Source organism: Microbacterium sp. Se5.02b (genome assembly GCF_019464375.1).
Lineage (GTDB): Bacteria > Actinomycetota > Actinomycetes > Actinomycetales > Microbacteriaceae > Microbacterium.
Window position 1 is genome coordinate 162,545 of the sequence record NZ_CP080491.1, and the last position, 22,891, is coordinate 185,435.

The 22,891-nt window shown below is 67.4% G+C and carries 27 protein-coding genes and 2 pseudogenes; 11 read left to right on the forward strand and 18 right to left on the reverse strand.

From position 1 onward, the window contains the following. Positions 1-10 precede the first annotated feature (10 nt). From K1X59_RS00815 to K1X59_RS00825, 3 genes are read left to right on the forward strand one after another with little or no spacing between them, the layout of a single operon-like run. Positions 11-925: an amidohydrolase family protein gene (locus K1X59_RS00815; protein ID WP_220173832.1), complete on the forward strand. Its 915-nt coding sequence runs from the start codon at positions 11-13 to the stop codon at positions 923-925. Continuing rightward, a complete protein-coding gene (locus tag K1X59_RS00820; protein ID WP_220173833.1) occupies positions 868-1,596 on the forward strand; it encodes an amidohydrolase family protein in 729 nt (242 codons plus the stop codon). The genes K1X59_RS00815 and K1X59_RS00820 overlap by 58 nt, the downstream gene beginning before the upstream one ends. A gap of 23 nt (positions 1,597-1,619) precedes the next feature. Further along, positions 1,620-2,003: a RidA family protein gene (locus tag K1X59_RS00825; protein ID WP_183151499.1), complete on the forward strand. Its 384-nt coding sequence runs from the start codon at positions 1,620-1,622 to the stop codon at positions 2,001-2,003. 84 nt (positions 2,004-2,087) lie between these two features. Here K1X59_RS00825 and K1X59_RS00830 read toward each other — a convergent pair. Then, positions 2,088-2,204, reverse strand: a pseudogene (locus K1X59_RS00830) (ABC transporter permease); the annotation flags it as partial. A gap of 74 nt (positions 2,205-2,278) precedes the next feature. Between K1X59_RS00830 and K1X59_RS00835 the strand changes: the two are divergent. Together K1X59_RS00835 and K1X59_RS00840 are read left to right on the forward strand one after the other, a co-directional pair. Continuing rightward, positions 2,279-3,187, forward strand: a complete 909-nt coding sequence (locus K1X59_RS00835) for a cutinase family protein (RefSeq protein WP_183151500.1) — start codon at positions 2,279-2,281, stop codon at positions 3,185-3,187. Between the two features lie 194 nt (positions 3,188-3,381). After that, positions 3,382-3,546 (forward strand): hypothetical protein, encoded by a 165-nt coding sequence (locus K1X59_RS00840; RefSeq protein ID WP_183151501.1) that lies wholly within the window; start codon positions 3,382-3,384, stop codon positions 3,544-3,546. A gap of 93 nt (positions 3,547-3,639) precedes the next feature. On the opposite strand, the gene K1X59_RS00845 is transcribed toward K1X59_RS00840, so the two are convergent. From K1X59_RS00845 to K1X59_RS00875, 7 genes are all read right to left on the reverse strand, one after another. Beyond that, complete coding sequence (locus tag K1X59_RS00845) at positions 3,640-4,407, reverse strand: ABC transporter permease (RefSeq protein WP_183151502.1); 768 nt, start codon at positions 4,405-4,407, stop codon at positions 3,640-3,642. Beyond that, positions 4,404-5,183 (reverse strand): ABC transporter ATP-binding protein, encoded by a 780-nt coding sequence (locus K1X59_RS00850; protein ID WP_183151503.1) that lies wholly within the window; start codon positions 5,181-5,183, stop codon positions 4,404-4,406. Before K1X59_RS00850 ends, K1X59_RS00845 begins: the two co-directional genes overlap by 4 nt. Further along, the gene (locus K1X59_RS00855; protein ID WP_183151504.1) at positions 5,180-5,548 is read right to left on the reverse strand and encodes a DUF1048 domain-containing protein; all 369 of its coding nucleotides are present in this window, start codon (positions 5,546-5,548) and stop codon (positions 5,180-5,182) included. The genes K1X59_RS00850 and K1X59_RS00855 overlap by 4 nt, the downstream gene beginning before the upstream one ends. A gap of 2 nt (positions 5,549-5,550) precedes the next feature. Then, on the reverse strand, positions 5,551-5,901 hold the full coding sequence (locus K1X59_RS00860; RefSeq protein ID WP_183151505.1) for a PadR family transcriptional regulator: 351 nt from the start codon (positions 5,899-5,901) through the stop codon (positions 5,551-5,553). 173 nt (positions 5,902-6,074) lie between these two features. Further along, a complete protein-coding gene (locus K1X59_RS00865; protein ID WP_183151506.1) occupies positions 6,075-6,845 on the reverse strand; it encodes a LysM domain-containing protein in 771 nt (256 codons plus the stop codon). Between the two features lie 50 nt (positions 6,846-6,895). Then, entirely contained in the window at positions 6,896-7,534 is a 639-nt protein-coding gene (locus tag K1X59_RS00870; protein WP_183151507.1) for a response regulator transcription factor, read from the reverse strand. 43 nt (positions 7,535-7,577) lie between these two features. Next, entirely contained in the window at positions 7,578-8,753 is a 1,176-nt protein-coding gene (locus K1X59_RS00875) for a sensor histidine kinase (protein ID WP_220173834.1), read from the reverse strand. A gap of 108 nt (positions 8,754-8,861) precedes the next feature. On the opposite strand from K1X59_RS00875, the gene K1X59_RS00880 reads away from it, so the two are divergent. After that, entirely contained in the window at positions 8,862-9,629 is a 768-nt protein-coding gene (locus K1X59_RS00880; protein WP_183151508.1) for an ABC transporter ATP-binding protein, read from the forward strand. Next, entirely contained in the window at positions 9,629-12,145 is a 2,517-nt protein-coding gene (locus K1X59_RS00885; protein WP_220173835.1) for an FtsX-like permease family protein, read from the forward strand. Before K1X59_RS00880 ends, K1X59_RS00885 begins: the two co-directional genes overlap by 1 nt. Positions 12,146-12,158: 13 nt before the next feature. On the opposite strand, the gene K1X59_RS00890 is transcribed toward K1X59_RS00885, so the two are convergent. The 5 genes from K1X59_RS00890 to K1X59_RS00905 all read right to left on the reverse strand — a co-directional run bounded on the left by K1X59_RS00890 (position 12,159) and on the right by K1X59_RS00905 (position 16,779). Then, entirely contained in the window at positions 12,159-13,487 is a 1,329-nt protein-coding gene (locus K1X59_RS00890; protein WP_183151512.1) for a threonine/serine exporter ThrE family protein, read from the reverse strand. Positions 13,488-13,504: 17 nt separating this feature from the next. Next, positions 13,505-14,860 (reverse strand): anaerobic C4-dicarboxylate transporter family protein, encoded by a 1,356-nt coding sequence (locus K1X59_RS00895; protein WP_183151513.1) that lies wholly within the window; start codon positions 14,858-14,860, stop codon positions 13,505-13,507. Continuing rightward, complete coding sequence (locus K1X59_RS00900; RefSeq protein ID WP_183151514.1) at positions 14,857-15,597, reverse strand: peptidase E; 741 nt, start codon at positions 15,595-15,597, stop codon at positions 14,857-14,859. Before K1X59_RS00900 ends, K1X59_RS00895 begins: the two co-directional genes overlap by 4 nt. A 442-nt stretch (positions 15,598-16,039) precedes the next feature. Beyond that, positions 16,040-16,189, reverse strand: coding sequence for a hypothetical protein (locus tag K1X59_RS20525; RefSeq protein ID WP_258566992.1), 150 nt, complete (start codon positions 16,187-16,189; stop codon positions 16,040-16,042). Continuing rightward, on the reverse strand, positions 16,186-16,779 hold the full coding sequence (locus K1X59_RS00905; RefSeq protein ID WP_258566993.1) for an SGNH/GDSL hydrolase family protein: 594 nt from the start codon (positions 16,777-16,779) through the stop codon (positions 16,186-16,188). The genes K1X59_RS20525 and K1X59_RS00905 overlap by 4 nt, the downstream gene beginning before the upstream one ends. Positions 16,780-16,962: 183 nt before the next feature. Here K1X59_RS00905 and K1X59_RS00910 point away from each other — a divergent pair. Both K1X59_RS00910 and K1X59_RS00915 read left to right on the forward strand, forming a co-directional pair. After that, positions 16,963-18,095, forward strand: a pseudogene (locus K1X59_RS00910) (Cmx/CmrA family chloramphenicol efflux MFS transporter). 37 nt (positions 18,096-18,132) lie between these two features. Further along, positions 18,133-18,669, forward strand: a complete 537-nt coding sequence (locus K1X59_RS00915; protein WP_183151516.1) for a cytochrome C5 — start codon at positions 18,133-18,135, stop codon at positions 18,667-18,669. 163 nt (positions 18,670-18,832) lie between these two features. On the opposite strand, the gene K1X59_RS00920 is transcribed toward K1X59_RS00915, so the two are convergent. From K1X59_RS00920 to K1X59_RS00935, 5 genes are all read right to left on the reverse strand, one after another. Beyond that, positions 18,833-19,063 (reverse strand): DUF2283 domain-containing protein, encoded by a 231-nt coding sequence (locus tag K1X59_RS00920; protein ID WP_183151517.1) that lies wholly within the window; start codon positions 19,061-19,063, stop codon positions 18,833-18,835. Then, positions 19,063-19,857, reverse strand: a complete 795-nt coding sequence (locus tag K1X59_RS00925) for a DUF4258 domain-containing protein (protein ID WP_220173836.1) — start codon at positions 19,855-19,857, stop codon at positions 19,063-19,065. Before K1X59_RS00925 ends, K1X59_RS00920 begins: the two co-directional genes overlap by 1 nt. 328 nt (positions 19,858-20,185) lie before the next feature. Then, positions 20,186-20,344: a hypothetical protein gene (locus K1X59_RS00930; RefSeq protein WP_183151519.1), complete on the reverse strand. Its 159-nt coding sequence runs from the start codon at positions 20,342-20,344 to the stop codon at positions 20,186-20,188. Next, on the reverse strand, positions 20,341-20,466 hold the full coding sequence (locus tag K1X59_RS20535; protein ID WP_258566994.1) for a hypothetical protein: 126 nt from the start codon (positions 20,464-20,466) through the stop codon (positions 20,341-20,343). Before K1X59_RS20535 ends, K1X59_RS00930 begins: the two co-directional genes overlap by 4 nt. Before the next feature lie 138 nt (positions 20,467-20,604). After that, positions 20,605-20,940 (reverse strand): hypothetical protein, encoded by a 336-nt coding sequence (locus K1X59_RS00935; RefSeq protein ID WP_210274219.1) that lies wholly within the window; start codon positions 20,938-20,940, stop codon positions 20,605-20,607. A gap of 146 nt (positions 20,941-21,086) precedes the next feature. On the opposite strand from K1X59_RS00935, the gene K1X59_RS00940 reads away from it, so the two are divergent. Then, positions 21,087-21,293 carry a hypothetical protein gene (locus K1X59_RS00940; protein ID WP_183151521.1) on the forward strand — a complete coding sequence of 69 codons (207 nt, stop codon included), beginning with the start codon at positions 21,087-21,089 and terminating at the stop codon, positions 21,291-21,293. Positions 21,294-21,412: 119 nt separating this feature from the next. Continuing rightward, positions 21,413-22,882, forward strand: coding sequence for an FAD/NAD(P)-binding protein (locus K1X59_RS00945; protein ID WP_183151522.1), 1,470 nt, complete (start codon positions 21,413-21,415; stop codon positions 22,880-22,882). Positions 22,883-22,891 lie beyond the last annotated feature (9 nt).

The window sequence follows — 22,891 nt, forward strand, 5'->3', positions numbered from 1 at the left end:
GGGTGCAGTGATGAGCCGGGTGATCCTGCGCGGTGGTTCCGTCGTCGACGCGACGGGCCTCGTGCGTGCCGACGTCGCGATCGAGGGAGAGCGCGTCACGGACGTCGGTCACATCGAGGCGCGCCCCGGTGACGAGGTGGTCGACGTCTCGGATCGTCTCATCCTCCCGGGATTCATCGACGCGCACTCCCACGCCGATGGCCTGCTGAGCGACGCCGATGTGACGCTGTCCCTCCTGCGCCAGGGTGTGACCTGCGTGATCGCCGGGCAGGACGGCGTGTCGTACGCCCCGGGCGCTGGTGAGTACGCCTCCGAGTACTTCGCCGCGATCAACGGGCCGCACCCCACCTACCGGGGAGGCGGTGTGGATGCGTACCTGGCATCCGTCGACGGAACCTCGGCGGTGAACGCGGGATACCTCGTGCCGGCGGGCACCGTGCGCTTCGAGGTGTGCGGACGGGAGGATCGGCCGGCGACCGAGGATCAGCGCCGACACATGCAGGCCCTGGTCGCTCAGGGCATGAGCGACGGCGCCCTCGGCCTGTCGACCGGGCTGGACTACACGCCGGGCATCTTCCAGGACGCCGCCGAGATCGCCGCTCTGTGCGCGCCAGTGGCCGAAGCCGGAGGCGTGTACGTGACGCACATGCGCGGAGGATATGAGGCGAACACCGCGGCCGGCACGTCGGAGATCGCCCAGATCTCGCGCTTCGCCGCGGCCGAAGCGGGCGCCGAGCTTCCCGTGCACATCTCACACTTCCACGCCGATGCCGACATCGTGCTCGATCAGCTCGACGCGCTGGAGGCCGCGGGGGTCGATGCGACCTTCGACGCATACCCGTACACCCGGGGTGCACCCTGCTGGGCATGCCGCTGCTGCCCCCGGAGGTCGCGGCGCTGCCGGTGGCCGAGGCGGTCGCGGTGATCGCGGATCTGTCGCAACGCGTCGCCCTGCGTGAGAAGTGCACCCTCCGAGCAGCGACGAGCGCGAGTCTCGGCCCCGAGTGGCCCGACATGATCACGCTCGCCCACCTCGCCGCGCCGGAGCTGTCGTGGGCGCACGGCCTCACGCTTCGCGAGGCCGCCACGCGCATCGGCGTCTCCCCGATCGACTTCGCGCTCGATGCGCTCGCCGCGTCTCGCCTCGAGTGCAGCGCCGTCATGGCCGTCCGCAGCCCGCGCTCCGGCGCCGAGCTGGCCCGCATATTCGCGCACCCCGCTCACATGGGCGGCTCCGACGGCATCTTCATCGGCGCGCATCCGCACCCCCGTGCCGCCGGCTCGTTCTCGTTGTTCCTGCGCGAACACGTGCGGGAGCGGTCGACCTGGACGTGGGCCGACGCCGTGCACCATCTCTCGACGCTGCCGGCTCGACGCTTCGGCCTCGGACGTCGCGGAGTGGTGGAGGCCGGCGCCGTGGCCGACCTCATCGTGGTCGATCCGGCGACCGTCGCCGACACCGCCACGTACGAGAATCCGCGCGGACGCGGGGTCGGCATCGACGATGTGTTCGTCGCCGGCAGCCGCGTCCTCGCCGACGGTGAGCTCACCGGCGCGCTTCCCGGCCGGGGACTGCGCCGCTCACTGCAGACCTGAATCGTCAACGAAAGGAAAGAGAAATGCCGAAGACCGGATTCTACGCAGACGGGGCGCCCACGCCCGCAGGTCCCTACAGCCACGGAGTGGTCGCGAACGGATTCCTGTACACCGCGGGGTTCGGCCCGCAGGACGCGGCGAACGACCACGCCGTGCCCGCCAGCGTCGGCGACCAGACCCGACAGGTGCTCCGGAACATCCAGAAGGTGCTCGCCGTGCACGGCCTGACCATGGACGACGTCGTGAAGTCGACCGTGCACCTGCAGGACCTCTCCGACTTCGCGGAGTTCAACGAGGCGTACGAGGAGTTCTTCTCCGCGCCGTTCCCCGTGCGCACGACCGTGGGCTCGCAGCTCGCGAACATCCTCGTCGAGATCGACGTGGTCGCCGCTCTGCCCCAGGCCTGACCGCCTTCACTGCGCCGAGCGCGGCGAAACGCCCCGGCCGGGGGAGAGTCTCCGGTCGGAGCGTTCCGTCTCGCTTGACGTCGATCAGCTGACCTTCTTCCGGTACGAGATGATCGCGAACACGTAGGCGACCACGAGGATGCCGACGCACCAGGCGAGGGCGATCCAGATGTCGTCGCCGACCGGCTGCTCGGCGAACAGGTGTTTCGTTCTGGAATGCTGATGTACGCGGACCGTCTTTCATTGCTGCCGATGCCCCCTTTACGGGACGGTGGGTGGATTATTCAATCCCATTGAAGAAAGACGGAGTGATTGTGACTATCGACAGCATGATGCGCAGGGTCGCGCGAAAGTTGAAGTCTGGTGTGGTCGTCGGAGCCTTGGTGATTGCAACTGTGCTCAGTGGCGGGTCGAGCGCAAATGCCACCAACACCACGAATCAATGTGCATGGGCCGTGATGATCGGAGTCCGTGGGACCTCGGCGCCTGGCGGCGCGGGAAGTACTCAAGCGGGTCATGGCTGGACGAGCGGCGGAATGGGCGATGTCGTCGGCCAGTTCACGGCCACCTATCTACTTCCCAGCGATCCGTGGAACGAGTACGGCCTCTATGTTGAAAGCCTCAACTATCCGGCTTCCGACGCTGGCGGCTACGCGCAGAGCATCACCGCGGGGGTGCAAGCGTTGCAGTCGGAGCTCGAATGGATGGCCTCTCACTGCGCCAGCCCGCCCGCTGTGGTGCTGGCCGGGCATTCTCAGGGGGCACAGGTCATCCTCACCGCGCTCGCCCCGGGGTCAGAAATCAAGTTCGGCGGTGGCTTCTACCCGACCTTGTCTGCTAAAGCGCGTTCGATGGTCCGCGCAGTAGTGGTCTGGGGAGACCCGACCTGGAAAGCTGGTCAGGTCTGGAACTCGCCTGACTCTGTGAAGACCGGACAGGGGATCCTGGCCCGAGGGCAGGCCAGCTTGGACTATCTCTCATCTGAGTACCGGTCCTGGGGGTGGCCGCAAGGAAGTACGAGTACCAATCCGCAGTGGGTGCCGAAGATCCGTTCCTACTGTTACGCGAAAGACTGGGCTTGCCAGGCAGGGTCTCCGATTGACAATCAAATCCATAGCTCCTATAAGAGCTACATGTCCGATCCGCGATCGTTTGTCCGATACATGATGACTGACTTCTCATGACACGGACGAGCAGTTGGGGACCGATCCAGCGCATACCGCGACGACCCTACGTCGCTGCGGGCCTCTGGGCGTTCGCGCAGATCGCGGTTGCCTGTGGAGGCGTACTTCTCGTCTATCTCGCTGCAATGCGGATGGATGGATGCGCATCTTCGTGCAGGGACGATCTCGCTAACGTGGCGATCGACGGTCTGAGAGTGGCGCTCATCGTAATCGTCGTCGCTCACTTTGCCCTGCTCGTCATGGCACTCATCAAGAGAACATCACCGCACGTGATTGGCGGCGTGGCGATCGGTCTGAGTCTCGGTGCGATCACCGTCGCCTATCTGCTCATGGTCTCCGCGTACCCGGTCCCCTCCTGATGCCCACGCTGAGGGGCCACTGCGCCGAGCGCGGCGAAACGCCCCGGCCGGGGAGAGTCCCCGGTCGGAGCGTTCCGTCTCGCTTGACGTCGATCAGCTGACCTTCTTCCGGTACGAGATGATCGCGAACACGTAGGCGACCACGAGGATGCCGACGCACCAGGCGAGGGCGATCCAGATGTCGTCGCCAACCGGCTGCTCGGCGAACAGCGCCTGGATGGTGTTGACGATCGAGGTGACCGGCTGGTTGTCGGCGAACCACTGCACCGGAGCCGGCATCGTGTCGGTCGGCACGAAGGCCGAGCTGATGAACGGCAGGAAGATCAGCGGGTACGAGAACGCGCTCGCGCCGTCGACCGTCTTGGCGTTCAGCCCCGCGATGATGGCCAGCCAGGTGAGTGCCAGGGTGAACAGCATCAGGATGCCGATCACCGCCAGCCAGGCCCCGACGCTCGCCCCGGTGCGGAAGCCCATCAGGAATCCGACCCCGAAGATGATCGCCAGCGTGATGGCGTTCGCCGTCAGGGATGTGAGCACGTGGGCCCACAGCACGCTCGATCGGGCGATCGGCATGGAGTGGAACCGCTCGAAGATGCCGCTCTGCATGTCGGTGAACAGCCGGAACGCCGTGTAGGCGATGCCCGACGCGATCGCGATGAGCAGGATGCCGGGCAGCAGGTAGTTCACGTAGTTCTCGGCGCCGGTGCTCTGCTGAAGAGCTCCGCCGAAGACGTACACGAACAGGAGCATCAGCGCGATCGGGGTGACCGCCGTGGTGATGATCGTGTCGGGACTGCGGAAGATGTGCCGCATGGAGCGGCCGGTGAGGGTCGCCGTGTCGGCGGCGAAGTGCGTGCTCATGCTGCGTCCTCCTTCGTGGTCGTGGCCTGGGGGCCGATGAGGGTGAGGAAGATCTCCTCCAGGGTGGGCTGCTTCTCGACGTACTCGACCTTGGCGGCCGGAAGCAGGCGCTTCAGGCCGGCGAGGGTGTCGTTGGCGATGATGCGGCCCTCGTGCAGGATCGCGATGCGATCGGCCAGCTGCTCCGCCTCGTCGAGGTACTGCGTCGTGAGGAGCACCGTGGTCCCGCTGTTCGCGAGCTCCTTGACCACGCCCCACACCTCGAGGCGGGCTTCGGGATCGAGGCCGGTGGTCGGCTCGTCGAGGTAGATGACCTCGGGGTCGCCGACCAGGCTCATCGCGATGTCGAGCCGGCGACGCATGCCGCCGGAGTAGGTGCCGACCTTGCGGGAGCCGGCATCCGTCAGGCGGAAGGTCGTCAGCAGGTCGTCGGCCACCTTCCCGGCGTCGGGGAGGTGGCGCAGCTTCGCGACCAGCACCAGGTTCTCACGTCCGGTGAGGACCTCGTCGACGGCGGCGAACTGTCCGGTGAGACTGATTCGCTCGCGGACGCCGACCGGGTTCGTCGCGACGTCGATGCCCTGCACGGTTGCTGTGCCCGAGTCGGACTTCAGCAGGGTGGAGAGGATGCGCACCATCGTGGTCTTTCCGGCGCCGTTCGAGCCGAGGAGGGCGAAGATGCTGCCCTTCTCGACCTCGAAGTCGACGCCGCGCAGCACGTGCAGATCCTTGTACGACTTCTCGATGCCGCGCACCGAGATGGCTGCATTCTTCATGACTCCTCCTTCTTCTTCGCGTCGTCGAACGCCTTGATGAGGCGCGCGCGCTCCTTGTCGATCCACTGGCGTCCGCCGTACGCGGCGGCGTAGTTCTCGGCGAACTCGACCGGGTCGTCTCCGACGATCGCGCTGACCGGGGTGCCGTCGAGTGCGGCGCGCTCCCACAGGTCGGCGATGTCGAGGAACATCTTCACGATGGTGTCTCCGTCGGTGACCCCGCCGTAGTACATGTTGTAGCGCTGCTGAGCCTTCGCCATCTCGCGGTACGGCTCGGGGAGCGCGTTGATGCGGGCCTGCGCCTGCTTGTAGAGCTTCTTCTCTTCGAGTGATCCGGTGATCGCTTCGATCCACTTCGCGGCCATGGTCAGTTCTCCTTGTTCGTGCTGTTGTCGTTGTCGGGGTTCAGCTGTGCGATGTGCTGCGCGAGGAAGTCCCATGTCTTCCAGAACTCCTCGAGCTCCTGCCGGCCCTGCGCGTTCAGGGTGTACACCTTGCGGGGCGGACCCTTCTCGCTCGGGACCTTCTCGACGTCGACGAGGTTCTTCTGCTCGATGCGCACGAGGAGTGCGTAGATCGTGCCTTCGGCGATGTCGGTGAATCCGTGGTCTCGGATGCGTGTGGTGATCTCGTACCCGTATGCCGGCTGCTCGGCGAGGAGGGCCAGGACGATGCCCTCCAGAGTGCCCTTGAGCATCTCGGTCATCTGCTTGCCCATCAGGTACTCCTTTCGATTCGGTGGTACTCAGTGTTGCTGGGTACCGGTACAAAGTAACACTGAGTACCGGTACTTAGCAACACCGAATACCGAGAAATCTCGGAGGAGATCATCGGCGGGTCTGCGGGCGCGCGGAAAGGACCGCCGACCGATCGGCGGTGAGAGGGTCGCTGCTACGGGAACATGCGGCGCAGCAGCGACAGGTCGTCGTCGCTCAGCGCCTGGGTGATCAGGGCGGCGGTCTCCGGAGGCATGTCCTTCTCCAGACGCTGCCACAGCCACCGCGCGGCACCCAGATCGGCGGTGGCGACGGCGGTCGAGAACGCCGCCACGCCGTCGTAGTACGGGATGGTCGAAGATCCGGGTTCGGCGTTGTACGGCGAGTAGATGTCGACGAACGGGAGCGTCGGATCCGGCCGCAGGTAGAGGACGTCCCCTGGTGCGATCGGCTCGAAGCCACGCACATGGTTGTAGCCGCCGACGGTGACGTAGTCGACGCAGAAGCGCTCGCCGATCGCGATCAGACTGTCGCCCGGCTGCACCTCGTACGAGAAGATCTCCCCGTCGGCATCCAGGGTGACAGGACCGCTCGCCAGTTCCGACCCGCCCATGTCGACGAGCTCGCCCAGGAGCTTCGCGTACATGGGGGAGCCGTCGTCGCTCTGGATGTTGATACGCGCGCTGGTGGTGCAGTCGCCCGGCCCGCCGGCGGGAACGCTGATGCCGTCACCCAGGTCGACGAGTTCGTTCCCGACCACGTTCTCGGTATCGGCGACGATCGACGTGGGGGCCGTGGAGGGTTCTGCGGCGAAACGCTCCGATGCCCAGGAGGCGACATCGAACACCGCGGGCGCGGCGCCGACCACGGCAGGAGCGGCAGCGGCGACAAGGCCGGCGACGGCGACGGCGACGACGGCGGTGGTGATCTTGGCAGAGCGTTTCATCCCGGCCAGCATGGCATCGAAGCGGGTCGGAGCGCCAGCGCGGATGCCGGTCAGGTGCGCAGATATGCGAGCACGGCGAGAACGCGGCGGTGGCCGCTGTCGCTCGAGGCGAGGCCGAGCTTGCCGAAGATGTTGCCGATGTGCTTGCTCACCGCCGTCTCGGTCACGAACAGCCGTCCGGCGATGGTGCCGTTGTCGAGGCCCTCCGCCATCAAACCGAGGACCTCCCGCTCGCGCGGAGTCAGCGTCTGCACCGGGTCGTCCGCGCGGCGACGGCTCATCAGCTGCGAGATCACCTCGGGGTCCATCACCGTGCCCCCGGCGGCCACGCGGTTCAGGGCGTCGATGAACGCAGCGACCTTGCCGACCCGCTCCTTGAGCAGGTAGCCGAGGCCGTCGGCTCCCGCAGCCAGCAGCTCGCCCGCGTAGCGGTCCTCGACGTATGCCGACAGCACGAGCACCGGGAACCCCGGACGACGAGCGCGCGCCTCGGCAGCCGCCTTCAACCCCTCGCTCGTGAAGGTGGGCGGCATCCGCACGTCGACCACCGCGGCATCCGCCTCGTCGAGCCGGGCGAGGAAGTCGTCTGCGTTGTCGACAGCGGCCACCACGTCGAACCCCTCGCTGCGCAGCAACAGCGCCAATCCCTCTCGCAGCAGGGTGTCGTCTTCGGCGATCACGACCCGCATGGCAGCTCCGCTCTCAGGGTGGTGGGGCCGCCGACAGGACTCGTCAGCGACAGCGTGCCCTCGAACGCCTCGATGCGACGACGGATGCCGGCGAGCCCGCCCCCGGCCGCTCGACAGCGCCCCCCACCCCATCGTCCTGCACCTCGATGAGCAGCACCTCGCCGTCGCGGGACACGCGGACCGTCGCCCGTGTCCCCTCGCTGTACTTGTTGACGTTCGTGAGGGCTTCGGCGACGACGAAGTAGCTCGCGGACTCCACGGCGGCCGGCACACGCCCGACGCGCGTCGTCTCGACCGTGCACGGAACCACGCTCCGCCCCGCCAACGAGGCCAGCGCCCCCTCCAGCCCGAGCTCGTCGAGGATGGGCGGGTAGATGTCGTGCACGGTGCGGCGGAGTCCGGCCAGGGCGTCCGTGGCCGCATCGTGCGCTCGCCGCAGCGGCTCGAGCACGTCACCCCCGGTCTCCTGCGCGCGCTCCGCGATGCCGAGCATCATCACCACGTTCACCAGGCGGTTCTGCGCGCCGTCGTGCAGGTCGCGTTCGATGCGTCGCAGCTCCGCGGCATGGGCGTCGAGCGCGGCCGCGCGGCTGAGAGTGAGGGCGTCGACCCTCGCCTCGAGGCGGGACTTCTCCGGTGTCGCGAGCAGCGTCGCCGACACGAAGGACACCAGGCGAGCGACGAGGGGGATGAGGAAGATCGACAGGATCGCGTAGGCCACCGCGACCAGAGGCATCGTCGCGGCGAGCTCCCACGACGTCACGGGATAGGGCGAACCGACGGGGTCGTCGGCCGGGGCGAACTGCCAGTAGTAGGTGACCGCGAGGCTGTTGACCGCCGCCACGGGGAGCGAGATCGTCACCAACGACACGAACAGCACCGGAAGCGCCTGGACCGCCAGCCACAGGCAGTCGCGACCCGTCGCACGCGAGAACGCGAAGCGCAGCCGTTCGTCGAGGGTCGACCCTGGCGGGAGCACGCGACCGATCGGCGGAAGCTCCTCACCCCGGTAGGCGCCGACACGTCGGCGGCTCGCATCCGTCCACCCGTGCAGGCCGCGCACGGCCTCAGGCATCAGCAGCACCCCGCCGCTGATGATCATGAGGGGGAGGAGGACGAGTCCGAGGCAGAGGAACACCACGGAGGCGATCGAGACGCCGGCTTCGACGGCCAGATATCCCCACGCGCGCAGCCAGCGTCGCATCCGTCCGTCCTTCACTCTCACAGTCTGCCCGAGCGGTCGCAGCGGCACGGTATAGCCAGCACCACCATCGATGGAGCAGCGGGCGGGATGGGGCGGCGCGACAGGCGTCCCTAGCGTCGAGTCATGACCTCCACACCACTCGTCCCCGGTGCCGATGCTGGGCCCTCCGAAGCCCTGCGGCTGCACTCCGTCGTCAAGACCTACGGGTCGGGCGCCAACCGCGTCTCCGCCCTCCGCGGCGTCAACCTCACCATCGCGAAGGGCTCGTTCACCGCGATCATGGGCCCCTCGGGGTCGGGCAAGAGCACTCTGCTGCACAGCGCCGCCGGACTCGACCGACCGAGCAGCGGCACCGTGCACCTCGGCGGCACCGAGATCTCGGGCCTGAAGTCGAAGAAGCTCACGGCATTCCGCCGCGACCACGTCGGCTTCGTGTTCCAGGCCTACAACCTGCTGCCCGCTCTGAACGTCGAGGACAACATCACCCTGCCCCTGCGTCTGGGCGGTCGCGCGCTCGACGGCTCATGGCTCGACTTCCTGCTCGACGCCGTGGGCCTCGCCGAGTTCCGTCACCGTCGTCCCTCTGAACTCTCCGGAGGTCAGCAGCAGCGGGTCGCCATCGCGCGGGCGCTCATCACCCGGCCGCATGTCGTGTTCGGCGATGAGCCCACCGGCGCTCTCGACTCCCGTGCCGGCACGCAGGTTCTCGATCTGCTCGCCCACACGGCGAGGGAGCTGGATCAGACGGTTGTGGTCGTGACCCACGACCCGGTGGTGGCATCGCACGCCGACCGGGTGATCTTCCTGGCCGACGGCGCGTTCGCGGGACACCTGGACGGCGCAGACCCTGCTCGGATCAACGAGCGCATGAGCGCATTGGGGGAATGGTGATGGCGACGGCACTCGGGCTCGGGCGGATCGTCCGTGCGGATCTGCGTCAGCATCGCGGCAGTTTCGTCGGTGTGGCCATCGCGGTCTTCGTCGCGAGCGCACTGGTGACGGGCCTCGGCGTGCTCGTCGAATCCGGGATGCGCGGCGGGCTCGCGCCGGAGCGCTACGTCGCGGCCGACGTGGTGGTCGGCGCCCCGCAGCAGGTGGACGTGCCGGAGGATCTCCCGGTGGCCCTGCGGGAGCGAGCGCCGCTGCCGGTCGACGCGGCGCAGGGCATCGTCGGGCTTCCCGGGGTCGAGCGCGTCGTGGCCGACGTCACGGTTCCGCTCGTGCAGCAGGGCGCGGGTGCGGGTGCCGGTGCCGTCGTCGAGGCGCATCCGTGGGAGGCCACGGCGCTGACCGGCTTCGAGCTGCGCGAGGGGCGAGAGCCATCGGCCGCCGATGAGGTCGTCGTCTCCGTCGGCAGCGATCGGGCCGTGGGCGACACGGTCGCGCTGGCCCACGGCGGCGTGCCGTCGGAGTACCGCGTGGTCGGTGAGGTGTCAGCCCCGATCGCACCGGAGCGCGGAACGCATGTGTTCCTCAGCGAGCAGCGCATCGGCCAGCTCGACCCCCATGGCGGTGCCACCCAGACGCTCGGCGTCTTCGTCTCGGGGACTGATCCCGAGCAGACGGCCGCCTCGATCCGGGAGGCCTTCCCCGACCTGGTCGCCCGCACGGGAGATGCCCGCGGCGACGTCGAGTTCCTCGACTCGGGGGCGGCACGTTCGATCCTCGTCGCGATCGGCAGCGCCTTCGTCGGCACATGCATCCTCGTGGCGATGTTCATCGTGGCGGGCACGCTGTCGCTGTCGGTGCAGTCGCGCCGCCGGGACTACGCACTCCTGCGCGCGGTGGGCGCGAGTCCGTCTCAGGTGCATTCACTCGTGGCCCGCGAGGTGCTGTGGGTGGCTGCGGTCGCCGCGGTACTGGGCATCGCGCCCGGGTACCTCCTTTCGACCGTTCTGCAGACGGCGTTCGTCACCGGTGGCGTGATCCCGGGCGACTTCGCCCTCGCCGTCAGCCCGCTTCCCGCGGTCGGCGCGGTGCTGCTCGTGCTCGCCTCCGCCTGGGGTGCGGCACGCATCGCGGCTTCGCGGGTCGCGAAGCTCGACCCGGTCGAAGCGCTCCGAGAGTCGGCCACGGGCGCTCCGGCGATCGGGCTGCCGCGCATCATCACGGGCATCGTGCTCGCCGCCGCCGGCATCTCGGTGTCGACGGTGCCGCTCGTGGTGCGCGGTCAGATCGCGGCCGGCGCCGCGGCCGGGGCCGCCATGCTGCTCATCATCGCGCTCGCCGTGCTCGGTCCGTGGCTCGTGTCGCTGAGCGTCCGCCTGATCGGAAGCGTGCTGCGCCGGATGTCGTCGGCGGGTTTCCTCGCGTCGGCGAACGCCACGGCGAACAGCCGACGGCTCGCCTCGGCGATCCTGCCGATCGCGCTCGGCATCGGGCTGGGACTCGTGCAGATCGGAGCCCCGTCGATCATCGCCGCCGAGGCCGCGACGCAGGCCAGCGCCGGTGTCATCGCCGACCTGCGGGTGACGGCGCCGACCGGGGTCTCCCCCGCGGCGGTCGAGGCGATCCGCGAGACCCCTGGCGTGACCGAGGCGTCGGGCATCGCACTCAGCGCGGCGGTGGTCGACTCCCACGACTTCGAGGGGAAGCTCCAGCGCGAAGAGCACGTGCTGCAGGGCATCGATCCCGAGCGGACCGCGAAGAGCCTCGACCTGCGTGTGCGGGAGGGGTCGCTCGCCGACCTCGACGGCGTCACAGCGGTGGCCGTGAGCACGGATGCCGCCCAGAGCCTCGGGGTCGACATCGGCGGCACGGTCACCGGCCACCTCGGCGACGGCTCGCCGTGGGAGGCGACCGTGGTCGCGGTGTATGAGCGCGGTCTCGGATTCGGTGACCTGACCATGGCCGCCGACGCGGTCAGGGCGCACACCACGGCGGGTCTCGATGCGTTCGCGCTCGCTTCGGTCGAAGCGGACGCCCTCGACGAGGTCCGTGCGGCCCTGGCCGAACGCGGCTTCGTCGTGAGTGACGGATCGGGCCAGGAGGCGGCGGGTGCGGGTGCGCAGTCGCAGCAGGGATGGGTGAACCTCATCGCGCTGCTGGTGATCCTCGGCTACATCGCGATCGCCGTGATCAACACCCTCGTGATGGCGACAGGGGAGCGCTCGAGGGAGTTCGCGCTGATGCGGCTGATCGGCTCGTCCCGCGGGCAGGTGCGCTCGATGATGCGGATCGAAGCGGTGCTGGTGGCCGTGATCGGCATGGTGTTCGGCGTGGTCGTGGCGATCCCTCCGCTCATCGGTGTGAGCATGGGCATCTCGGGGCAACCGCTGCCCGCGTTGCCGGTGCTCGGCTCCCTGGCGATCATCGGAGCGATGGGCGCGCTGGCCCTCGTGGCGCTGTGGATCGGAACGAACGCGACGATGCGGACGCGTCCGATCGACGAGATCGGATCGCGCTAGTAGAGCCCGCGGGTCAGGAGCCCCGCGTCCGTCGACGCCACGGCCCGGTGAGTCGTGCCCACAGCCCCGGCCGCTCCTCGGCGTCCGGGGTCTCGGGCGCGGCGACGGCGAACTGCACGAACTCCTCGGCGCCGTGATGCACGACGCGGTAGAGAGCGGTGCCGATGAGGACTCCGAGGGCGATCGACATGACCGAGATGAGTGCGGCGGCGAAGTCGGCGAGACCGTTGTCGGTCGCGACCGCTTCGGTGAGGCCCACGAGTCCTGCGGCGCCGGGCACGAGCAGCCAGAACGCGGGGAGGAAGGTGAGTTGCGAGGGGGCGCCGTGTCGGAGTCCCGCGATCCAGAACACGACGGGCGTCACGGCGACCGCGCCGACGAAGCCGCCGACCGTCGGGTCGATGAACTCGGTGCCCGCCCACTGTCCGACGTAGGCGACGACCAGGGCGAGCAGCACCCAGCCGAAGGTCGAGGCCGGCGCTGAGAAGTGGAGGTAGTTGCCGAGGGCGAACACGAGGATGCCGAGGGGTGCGACCCACCACGGGAGGAAGGCGGAGGCGTCGAGGGCCTCGTACGAGCGCGACTCCACACCGACGACGGCTCCGGCGGCCAGGATCCCGAACGCGAGGAGCGCGAGTTGGACGAAGCCGTACACCAGCCGCGCGGCCCCCGAGATCATCTGCCCTGCGGCGAGCTCGACAGTCGCCGTGGTCAGCACACCGCCGGGCAGGAAGGTGACCAGCGGTGCGATCAGGAGGCGGATCGGGTCGCCGATCTCGATGCTCTCCGCGAGCAGGAACACCGCGGTCGCGCACACGAACGCCGCGGCTATGGGCAGGATGAGCTGCAGCGTGGGGGAACGGACGAGTTTGAGCAGACCGATCCCGAAGCCGAGCACGAACGCGACGATCACGCCCTGCCAGGTCGGGGCGAGCAGGAGGGCGAGGCCGGTCGTGAGGATCGCATGCCCGAACGTCCGGGTGACCCAGCCGAGTCTCGGCCGCATGGCGCCGATCTCGTTCAGGCGGCGGATGCCGTCCAGCGGCGGTACCGACCCGGTCTTGGCCTGGCTGATCAGCTCGTACAGCGCCGCGATCTGGTCGAACCGGAACGAGGCGTTGGTCGCTGACCGTATCGCGACCCGCGACTCGTCGCTCTCTCCCGTCTCGACGAGGATGATCGTCGGCAGCACGACGAAGTCCGTGTCGTCGCCGCCGTTCGCGACCGCGACCTCGGAGAGCGTGTCGCGGATCCGGTCCACCGACTCGGCGGAGGCGTTCATCCCCTGGGCGAGCCCGAGGAGGAACTGTCGGAGCGCGGAGCGATCGATGCCGTCTGTCATGGGGGACAGCGGTCAGGTCAGGTGAACAGGAACGAGAGCGGGACTCCGACGAGGATCGCGACGGCCACGTAGATCAGGTTCGGCAGCTGGAACGAGTGGTCGAACACGAACTTGCCCATCTTGGTCGTGCCCGTCTGGTCGAACGCGACCGTGGCGACCTGGCTGCCGTTGGCGGGCAGCGTGTAGATGCCCATCGCCGCCGGCCAGAGTCCGACCAGCAGCGAGGCGGGCAGGCCGATCGTGATGCCGATGGGGACGATGGCGTTCGTGGCGCTGGACTGGCTCGTCGTGAGCATCGCGACGGCGAACAGGGCCAGGGCGAAGAGCAGCGCGCCGAGGAAGGCCGACGAGCCGGAGACGACCGAGCCGAGGCCGTCGACGATCAGGGTCTGGTTCGCCGCGACGAACGTGTTGGCGAGCCAGGCGATTCCGAAGAGGGCGATGGCTCCGACGATGCCGGCGGGGAATGTGGGCTGCTTGGGGACGTCTGCGGCCTTCACCTTGCAGAACACGAAGATCAGGGCGGCGATGATGCCCATCGTGACCTCGATGATGACCGTGACGCTGAGGCGTACCGGGTCGCCGCCGTCATCAGTGCCGATGATCGGACGCAGGTTCTCGAACAGGCCGAACAGCACGATGACCCCGACGCCGGCGAGGAACAACGAGGCCGAGAGGACTGCGGTCGGAGACAGCTTGTTCTCGTGCGCGTCGGTGACCGGCGGCTTGATCTGCCCCTCGGCCAGTCGACGCTGGAACTCCGGGTCGTCGTCGAGGTCCTTCCCGTGCCGCATCATGACGAGAGCGGCCACGAAGAGTCCGGCGATCGACGCCGGCCACATGATGAGCAGCAGGCCGCCGAGGTCGACACCCTGCGGGGCGAGCAGCACCACCATCGACGCGGTCGCCGCAGAGACGGGGGAGCAGAGGATGCCGACCTGAGAGGCGACGGCCGAGACCGACAGGGCGCGTTCCGGACGGATCTTCTGCTGATACGACACGTCGTAGATGACGGGCAGCAGCGGGTAGAAGATGTTTCCCGTTCCGGCGCCGACCGTGAACAGGAACGACATGGCCGGCGCGAGGAAGACCACGGACTTGGGCCTGCGCCTGATGACCTTCGCGGCGACGGACACCATCCAGTCGATGCCGCCTGCCGCCTGCATGGTGGACGCGGCGGTGATCACGGTGATGACGATGAAGACCGCGTCGACGGGGGCGTTGCCCGGTGCCTCGCCGAACAGGAACACCAGGACGGCGACGCCGACCAGACCCCAGACGCCGAGGCCGATCCCGCTCGTGCGGGTGCCCATGTAGATCGCCCCGATGACGACGATCAGCTGGGCGACGAGGATCCACACGTTGTCGTTCATGACGACGGCCCCTTCACGATCGGAGCGGAACCGGTGAGCACGGTGGTCGACAGTGCGGTCTCGACGATCTTCCCGTCGATGGCCTCGACCTTGAGCGCGAGGGCATCCTCGACCGGACTCACCGCGGTGACGAACTCGGAGTTCTCGAAGTGCAGCGACTGCAGGTTGCCGACGGCGTAGCCGGTCGAGAGTTCCCCGCTGAGAAGCGAGGCGTGGAACAGCGGACGACGCTGGTCTTCGGCGTCGTAGTGCGGACAGAAGCTGCCGTGCAGGAAGCCGAGCCCTTCGGGCAGCACCTGCAGGGTCGGGCCGTAGCTGTCGGTGGTGCCGCCCTCGAACCAGCAGATGCCGCCGGCGCTGCCCCCGGTGAACACGACGTTCGAGTTCGGGTCCTCCCACATCTCGCGCATGATCTCGTCGAGTCCCTGTCGCTTCCACACGTCGAGCATGTTCGCCGTGTTGCCGCCGCCGACGTGGATCACATCGAAGCCCTTCACGAATCCGGCGAGGTCGTCCACAGCACGGTGGAACAGCGGGAGGTGGTGGGGCGCGCACCTGTCCGAGTCATAGGTCGAGTAGAAGCTCACGATGTACGCGGCATCGTCGCCGGTCGCCGTTCCGACGAAGAGGACCCGCGGTCGTTCTCTGCCGGTGAGCCCGAGGATGTACTCGTGCGTCGGATCGTTCCGACGCTCCATCATGGCCTTTCCGGCCCCTGTTGCGACGACGTGCGACATCGACTACCCCCCTCGACCACGGCAGATGCGCTCAACATACTGGCTCGTCATGCCCGGCGTCCACCGGTTCTGCGGGGGAGGGAGACCGCTCTCACAGCAATCTCACATCTCATGATGTAACATGTTAGTTGTCTGTTGGTTCGTCCGGTTCGCTGGGCGTGGACACTCCGCTCGTCGGTATCGATTCGCTCGATGGTGACGTGGGGCGGCGCAGGCGGCCGTGGTCTCTCCCCCTCCGCCTCGGTCGCCTGCGCTGAGAAGAACACCCTTCTGGGGAGGGTGTGCCTCTGGGGAGGGCGTGCAGTGGGCCTGAGGGGAAGGCCCCGCTTTCGGCATGGGGACGCGTTGCCGCGCGCCCCCATGCCGACGCACATGAAGACCGTCGTACAGAGGTGCAGTCGTACAGAGGTGCAGTCGTTCGGCGGTGCAGTCGTTCGGCAGCTCAGCCGTTCAGGCGCCCGCCGACGATGAGTCCTTCGAGCAGTGGCAGCGTGCGCGAGCGCGGTGCCTGCGGCTGCACGCCGAGGGCGGTGGCGAGTTCGAGCGCGAGGGCGGCGTGGCCGGTGGCGTTCGGGTGGAACGGGTCGTTCATGAGTCCCCACGGGACCCACCACCGGCGCCGAGCTCGGCGAAGCGCGCGTACTGGTCGACGAGGATCACGTCCTCGCTCGCAGCGACCTGTCGCACCGCATCGGCGAACTCGCCGATCCGCGCACGCTCGGGAGCGTTTCGGACATCGATCGCGGGCGGCGTCTGCAGCACCGGGACCGCGCCGAGCGCGCGCACACGGGCGACGAACTCGCGCAGCGAAGCGGCATAGTCCGCCGCGGAGATGACTTCGCGCGGCCCGCCGTCCGAGGCGTCGTTCGTGCCGATCATGAGGGTGACCACATCGGGTTGCCATGAGGCGACGCGGCGGTCCCAGTCGTCGAGGAGGTCGACGATCCGGTTGCCGCTGATCGCCGTGTTGAGCACGACGTCGCGCACGCGCTCCAGCTCGCCGCGGATGAGCTCGTGCAGGTGCTCCGGGTAGCTGCGACCGCCCTGCGTGTGCACGAGTCCGTGCGTGATGGAGTCGCCGGTGATGACCCAGTTCAGCGGCTCGGGAGCGGTGAGCGCGGCCGCGATCCGGCGGCGGTCGGAGGCGGCGGATGCGGAGGCGGAGGAGTCGGCGTTCGGCACGGCTCCGAGCCTATCGGTCGCACGCCGTGGGATACGGTTGACGCGTGAGCCCTGAGTCGGACAGACCGTAGATCGCGGGTCGAGCGCGCGTCGCGTGCTCCCCGCATCCTCGTCGACCCTTCCGCTCGCTCGCCGTCCGCACGCTCAGGCGTCGTCGACGGCGTCTCTTCGTCTGGATGCCTCATGCCTCTGCTCATCCCCGTCCTCGCTCTGGCGATCTTCGCCCAGGGCACCAGCGAGTTCATGCTCGCCGGTCTTCTCCTCCCCTCGCGGTCGACCTCGGCGTCGAGCCGTCCGTCGCCGCACTGCTGACCTCGGCGTTCGCCGTCGGAATGGTGGTCGGCGCACCGGTCATGGCGCTGTTCGCCAGCCGGTGGCGCCCGCGCCGGGCGCTGGTCTTGCTGCTCCTCGTCTTCATCGCCGCCCATGTGGTGGGGGCGCTCGCATCGTCGTTCTGGCTGCTCCTGCTCAGCCGTGTGCTCGCGGCGCTCGCGAACGCCGGCTTTCTCGCGATCGCACTGGCGACCGTGCGTGGCATCGTGGCTCCGGAACGTGTCACGCGCGCGGTCGCGGTGCTCCTCGCAGGGACGACGCTCGCCACGATCGTCGGCGTCCCCGCCGGCGCCGCGCTGGCGAACGCCTTCGGGTGGCGGTCGACGTTCTGGGCGGTCGCGCTGCTGTGCCTCCCTGCGGTGATCGCGCTGCTCCTGGATCGGACGCTCGGGGCGACGCCTCATCCGCCGAAGATCCGGCTGCGGACGGAGGTCGCCGAACTGCGTCGTCCCCCGGTGCTCCTGGCCGTGGTGCTCGCCGTCCTCGTGAACGCCGCGACCTTCGGCGCGTTCACCTTCCTGGCGGTGATCGGAACGGATGCCGGGATGGCGGACGCGTGGATCCCTCTGCTCCTCGCCGTGTTCGGGATCGGAGCCTTCCTCGGCGTCGCCGCGACAGGGCGGTGGGCCGCGCGCGTCGACCGCGCCTGGGTGTCCGTCGGCGCCGCGGCCGCGACCGTCGTGTGGGTGCTGTGCGCCCTGGGGGCTGGTTCTGTTCCGGCTGTCTTCGTCGGCGCGTTCGTCGGCGGGATGGTGTCGTTCGCCGTCGGCTCCGCATTGATCGCGCGCATCGTCGGCCAGGCCACGGGTGCGCCCGTGCTCGGTGGGGCCTATGCCACGGCGGCGTTGAACCTGGGTGCCGTCGCCGGACCCGCGGTCGCTGGAGTCGCGTATTCGAGTGTCGGCGCGCTCGGTGTGCTGTTGGTCTCGGCGATCCTCACGGCGGTGGCCGCGCTGCTCACGCCGCTGCTGCGGCTGGGGTGATCGCCCGTGTCGTCGCCGGATGCGAAAGACTGGACGTATGACTTCGCCTGTGCTCGACAGCCTCCTCGCCCGCATCGCCGAGAGCGGGTTGCTCGAAGACCCGATCGCCGAGAACGGCCTCGTGTACGGCCGCGCCAGCATCGACGCGGCCGGCACCGTGGTGAACGTGAACGTCGATCCGGAACTCGACGACGACGACGAGGCGGGTGAGGATGTCGATCACGATGCGCTGATCGCGGCGCTGTCGCGCGTCCTATCGGTCGGCGAATCCCGCTGGCGCGCGGTGATCGATGAGGTCGCGACCGAGATCGACGACGCCGTGGATGATGAGCCCGTGATCGAACAGGTCGACCTGCGTGACGATCTGGAGGCGACGTCGGTGGTGGTGTTCGCGGATGCGGTGCTGCTGGCTTTCCTCGCCCCGAAGCAGTTCCCCGAGTCGCGGATCCTCGTGCAGCTCGACGAGGAGCTCGAGGTCGACGGCGTCGAGGTGCGCGAACTCGACGGGGTCGAGACCGTCGAGTTCGACACCCTGGACGACCTGCTCGACGACATCAGCCGCGACGAGGACTGAGCGCGCCGAGCGCCCGACCGACTGCACGGCATGCCTTCTCGATCCCTCGCCGGTCGGTTCGGATTCTCGCTGTCGTCGATCACGCAGGACGACTCGTCGAGCCCGTCTCCGTTCGCTGGTCGCCCTGCCCGCCGTCGTCAGGACAGCCCTCGCGTCTGAGCGATCAGGGGCGGAGGTGTTCGGCGGTGTCGAGGTCTTCGGGACGGAGCAGCGTCGAGGCGCGGAGGAGTTCGATCCCGATGAGGTGCCCTGCTTCGTCGAAGTCGAGGATGATCTCGCCCTCGCCGTGGGGACTCCGAATCTCGGGCACCTGCGCGGTCGCCTCCCCTGCGCGGACCGCTCGTCCGATGGGGATGTAGGCGGCGTCGACCTCAGGGTCGTATCGGATCGTCATCAGCGTCCTCCACTCGCTCCACCACCGCCGGCCCGTGTGACGGTGATGATGTTCCCAGTCTTATCATTCACGATCACCCGGATATTGTTCGCGGTGAATACCGACGTTCCCTTTTCGTTTCCACGTGTTCGCTTGCCTTCCTGCAGCGCAATTCGCACAAGGTTCTGGGAGATGCCTCGAGCCGCGATCTGCTTTGCTGCGTGTGCAGACAGACGCGCCATAACGAACAAAGCGGGAATCCACCACGGATCCGCGATGACGGGGTACACCGCGCCGTGGTGGTGGACGATTTGCGTAAGCGTATTCCCTTTGACGACGAAGTCTGTCGGAACCGTGGCCCCCGTGGCATCCTTTGCCCACGGGACATCGACAATGGCGATGAGTTCACCCTCCCCGTCGAGAACGGAGACACTTCCATCTTCGTGTCGCGACAATTCGGCTGCCTCGGGGAGTGTGATCGGGTAGGCGTACTCCGTAGGCGCGGTGGCGTCGTCGATCACTGTTGTGACTTGAACGCTGCCCGATTGGCGGACGGTCGCCACTGTTGTCGTTCCGTCGACATTGTCGTAAATCACTGCTCCGCCAGGATGAAGCTCAGCTTCCGGCGCGACGCGCGCTCCCGGAAGGCCAATCTCGATGATGCCGTCCATCGTCGTCATAGAGATTCCCTTCGGAGCTGAGCTATCTAGGGCGAAACGTACATCAGCCTGCTCTGTGACAAGGTGGCCGTCTGTCATTTCATGGCTCTGCTTCACCAGATTGTCAAGGACACTTGGTTCGATGCGTTCGATCACGGCCACGGGGTCCGCTTGCTCATTCGCGTCGGCCGCTGTAACTCCTGTCGACGCAACCAGCGCTGCCACTACGGCCCACCCAACGATGTTCCTCGATTTCAATGCGACGCTCCAGACATCGATCCGATTAGCTACCCGCTCGCAAGCCTAATCCAATTCATGGACTCAGTCCAATAATTGCCTATCCCATCATCGCGCGAACTCTGGGCCGCTTCGATCGAGTCCATTGGGCGTCCCACCCACGCGAGCGAAGGGCGCGGTCAGCATGACTCGCTCGTCAGACTCCGGTCACGCGACGCGAAAGCGATGCGCCGTTGCCGCAGTTGGCTTACTTCTCGTCGATGTCGAGAAGGCGGCGCTCGTAGTCCGCGCTCTCGTCTGTGAACTGCGCGAGGACGCGCGGCGTGAAACGCCTCACCTGCAGGCTGAGGATCGCGTCCGCTGCGATCTCGCTGACACCGAACGCCAGGCCGACAGCCGCTCTCAACTCGTCGGAGTCCCCCGAGCCGCGCGCGCAGACGCGAAGGAGCTCCTGGGGTTCTCGAGCGCCGCGATGTACCCGTCGATGATCTTTTTGCGCATCAGCAGATTCTCTCGGTCCTCGTCCACGCGGCGATCCTATCCCGCGCCTCCCACCCCTTCATCCGTGTGAACACCCCGCGCAGTCGGGTCAACGGAAACTGATCCTCGAGGCGGATCAGGCTGTCGCGCCGCGCGAAGACTGCGTGCTCTCGACGGCCGGTGTGCCTAACCGCGATTCAGCGCGCCGTTCATCACGAGATTCGTGATGAAAAGTGCGATCAGTGTGATGGTGATACCGGCTGCCGGGAGGATCCACGCCGAACGGAGTCGAGATCTTGTGAAGAGGTACGCGACCGTGGTCAGGGCGAAGACGATCAGGTCAGTCATCCAGAATCCGCGGGTTACGGTCTCGAGTGTCGGGTACTCGCATTGACCGGAGCAGCCCGCGATCTCGAGGGTCCGCGCCAGAACGAACAGAGCAGAGACGACCGCCACGAAGAGACTCACCCACGCCAGGTTGCCGCCGATCCGTGGTGGTGCGCTGCGCTGGTCGTTCATCATGCTCCTGGGCCTAGTCCTGCGAGGTCAGCGTGTACTGGATCCAGCCGGCGACCGAGTTCGCATTCTGCGCGTACGCGTTGTGGATAGCGTAAGTGCTGTCTGCTGCTACCAGCGAGCCATCCCCAGTCGCCGCGTACGCTGTGCGCATGGCCGGCGACGAGCGCGAAGAGATCCAGGATCTGCGACGTCGACTCGACGAGGTGCGACGACGGCATCACGAGGCCTGGTTGAGCGGACTGAGTGTCGGAGGCGGTCTCGCCTTCCACGATCAACAGACCCGGCTGGAAGACGAGGCGCGTGCTCTCGAGTCCCGTCTGGTCGAACTCGGCGAGGATCCGGTCAGTCGCGGCTGACCCTGGTCTTCCCCGGCGCACCGCGACGCGTCACAGCCACTTCTTGTACCTGAACACCCCGTAGAGGCCGACCGCGGACTGAATTGAAAACTACATCGTGAAATGTTACATATGACAGGGTGAGTTCTCCGAATGCCATTCGTGTCGCTGTCATCGGTGTCGGTGCCGCGGGCTTGGCGACAGCACTGACGCTGACAGATCGAAGTCCAGACACCCTAGACCTCACCCTGTTCGATCCCTCCTTCAGGGACCCAGAGCTTTCAGCGCGAGGGCTGGCATACACAGAGGATCACATCGAACCACTCCTCAATGCGCCCGCGACGATGATGTCTATCCGAGTGGAGGACGCAAGCGACTTCTCGCGATGGGTTCGACACAGCAGCATTCATCCGGGTCCGTACGTTCCTCGCTCCGTGTTCGGAGACTACCTGGCTGAGTGTTTCGAAATGCTCAAGCGTCGGTGGGTGGGTCGTGCAGGGACGTTGCATTGCGTTCCTTCACGCGTGATCTCTGTGACTCGAAATGAGCGCGACCTCTATTCGTTGAGCACCGAGACCGCACGATTCGACCAGTTCGATGTCGTCTTCCTCTGCGTCGGATGGGGCTGCCAAGACGAGACCGTCGGTGACGGGGTTCCTGCATATCCCCTGGCGGATACGATCCTTCACGCGATGGCTGCGTCTCATGTCGGCGTCATAGGCACCGGCCTGACGGCGATCGACGTTGCTCGAGGTCTTCTCTCCCACGGCTATCGCGGACGAATCACAATTGCGTCGCGCCGAGGAGTGCTTCCCGGCCCGCGAGTCACGGAGCCGATCGCCCCGGTGGTCCTGACCCGTGCGCTGCTCGCGCAGATGAAGTCCCTTGATCTGCGCCAACTCCTCCAGCTGGTTGAGCGTGAGGCGCAGGAACACGGCATCAGCCTTGAGGTTCCGATACGACTGTTGCGGCACGAGACGAGCCCAGAGGGCTCGCTCAGAACGGGGGGCGGGGCGGAAGATCGCTGGCGTGCACTGCTCGTTTCGCTGTGCGACGAGGCCATGGCGGACGCGTGGCACCTTCTCGACAACCTCAGTCGAAGAGTTTTCCGCAGGTGGCTGCATCCGTACTTCCAGGCGTGGTGCAACCCGATGCCTCCAACGACCGCCGCGATGATCGAACACGCATGGGAGTCGGGTCAAATCCAGGTTCGGTCGAGATTCCGACGCGTGGACGACGGCGCACTCGTGTTCGACAACGCTGAACGAGAAGAAGTCGACTTTCTCATTTCCGCACGGCTCGGAGCAGACGAATCGGTTGCGGACATGAACAGCCCGTTGATGCGGAGCTTGATCGAAGGTGGGCTCGCAATGTGCGACGACTTCGGCGGCCTGCGTGTGAATTACGGAAGCTGGCAAGTAGTCGGTGCGAGCGGAGCGCGCGTGTCGTTGTACGCCATCGGCAGCCTGGCGCAAGGCGCTCGATACTACGTGAACGCGCTCGACAGCATCCTCCGGACCATTCCCGAGGCGGTCGACGACGCGCTGCGACGTCATGACGCGGCGGTGCAGTCGATGTCGCCACCCGCACGCTCGTCGGATGGTCGGTGACGCGTGCGG

Coding starts and splice junctions, on each gene's coding strand:
- K1X59_RS00815 (WP_220173832.1), top strand. CDS start 11: ATGAGCCGGGTGATCCTGCGCGGTGGTTCCGTCGTCGACGCGACGGGC.
- K1X59_RS00820 (WP_220173833.1), top strand. CDS start 868: ATGCCGCTGCTGCCCCCGGAGGTCGCGGCGCTGCCGGTGGCCGAGGCG.
- K1X59_RS00825 (WP_183151499.1), top strand. CDS start 1,620: ATGCCGAAGACCGGATTCTACGCAGACGGGGCGCCCACGCCCGCAGGT.
- K1X59_RS00845 (WP_183151502.1), bottom strand. CDS start 4,407: ATGAGCACGCACTTCGCCGCCGACACGGCGACCCTCACCGGCCGCTCC.
- K1X59_RS00850 (WP_183151503.1), bottom strand. CDS start 5,183: ATGAAGAATGCAGCCATCTCGGTGCGCGGCATCGAGAAGTCGTACAAG.
- K1X59_RS00855 (WP_183151504.1), bottom strand. CDS start 5,548: ATGGCCGCGAAGTGGATCGAAGCGATCACCGGATCACTCGAAGAGAAG.
- K1X59_RS00860 (WP_183151505.1), bottom strand. CDS start 5,901: ATGGGCAAGCAGATGACCGAGATGCTCAAGGGCACTCTGGAGGGCATC.
- K1X59_RS00865 (WP_183151506.1), bottom strand. CDS start 6,845: ATGAAACGCTCTGCCAAGATCACCACCGCCGTCGTCGCCGTCGCCGTC.
- K1X59_RS00870 (WP_183151507.1), bottom strand. CDS start 7,534: ATGCGGGTCGTGATCGCCGAAGACGACACCCTGCTGCGAGAGGGATTG.
- K1X59_RS00880 (WP_183151508.1), top strand. CDS start 8,862: ATGACCTCCACACCACTCGTCCCCGGTGCCGATGCTGGGCCCTCCGAA.
- K1X59_RS00885 (WP_220173835.1), top strand. CDS start 9,629: ATGGCGACGGCACTCGGGCTCGGGCGGATCGTCCGTGCGGATCTGCGT.
- K1X59_RS00890 (WP_183151512.1), bottom strand. CDS start 13,487: ATGACAGACGGCATCGATCGCTCCGCGCTCCGACAGTTCCTCCTCGGG.
- K1X59_RS00895 (WP_183151513.1), bottom strand. CDS start 14,860: ATGAACGACAACGTGTGGATCCTCGTCGCCCAGCTGATCGTCGTCATC.
- K1X59_RS00900 (WP_183151514.1), bottom strand. CDS start 15,597: ATGTCGCACGTCGTCGCAACAGGGGCCGGAAAGGCCATGATGGAGCGT.
- K1X59_RS20525 (WP_258566992.1), bottom strand. CDS start 16,189: ATGAACGACCCGTTCCACCCGAACGCCACCGGCCACGCCGCCCTCGCG.
- K1X59_RS00915 (WP_183151516.1), top strand. CDS start 18,133: ATGACTTCGCCTGTGCTCGACAGCCTCCTCGCCCGCATCGCCGAGAGC.
- K1X59_RS00920 (WP_183151517.1), bottom strand. CDS start 19,063: ATGACGATCCGATACGACCCTGAGGTCGACGCCGCCTACATCCCCATC.
- K1X59_RS00935 (WP_210274219.1), bottom strand. CDS start 20,940: ATGATGAACGACCAGCGCAGCGCACCACCACGGATCGGCGGCAACCTG.
- K1X59_RS00940 (WP_183151521.1), top strand. CDS start 21,087: ATGGCCGGCGACGAGCGCGAAGAGATCCAGGATCTGCGACGTCGACTC.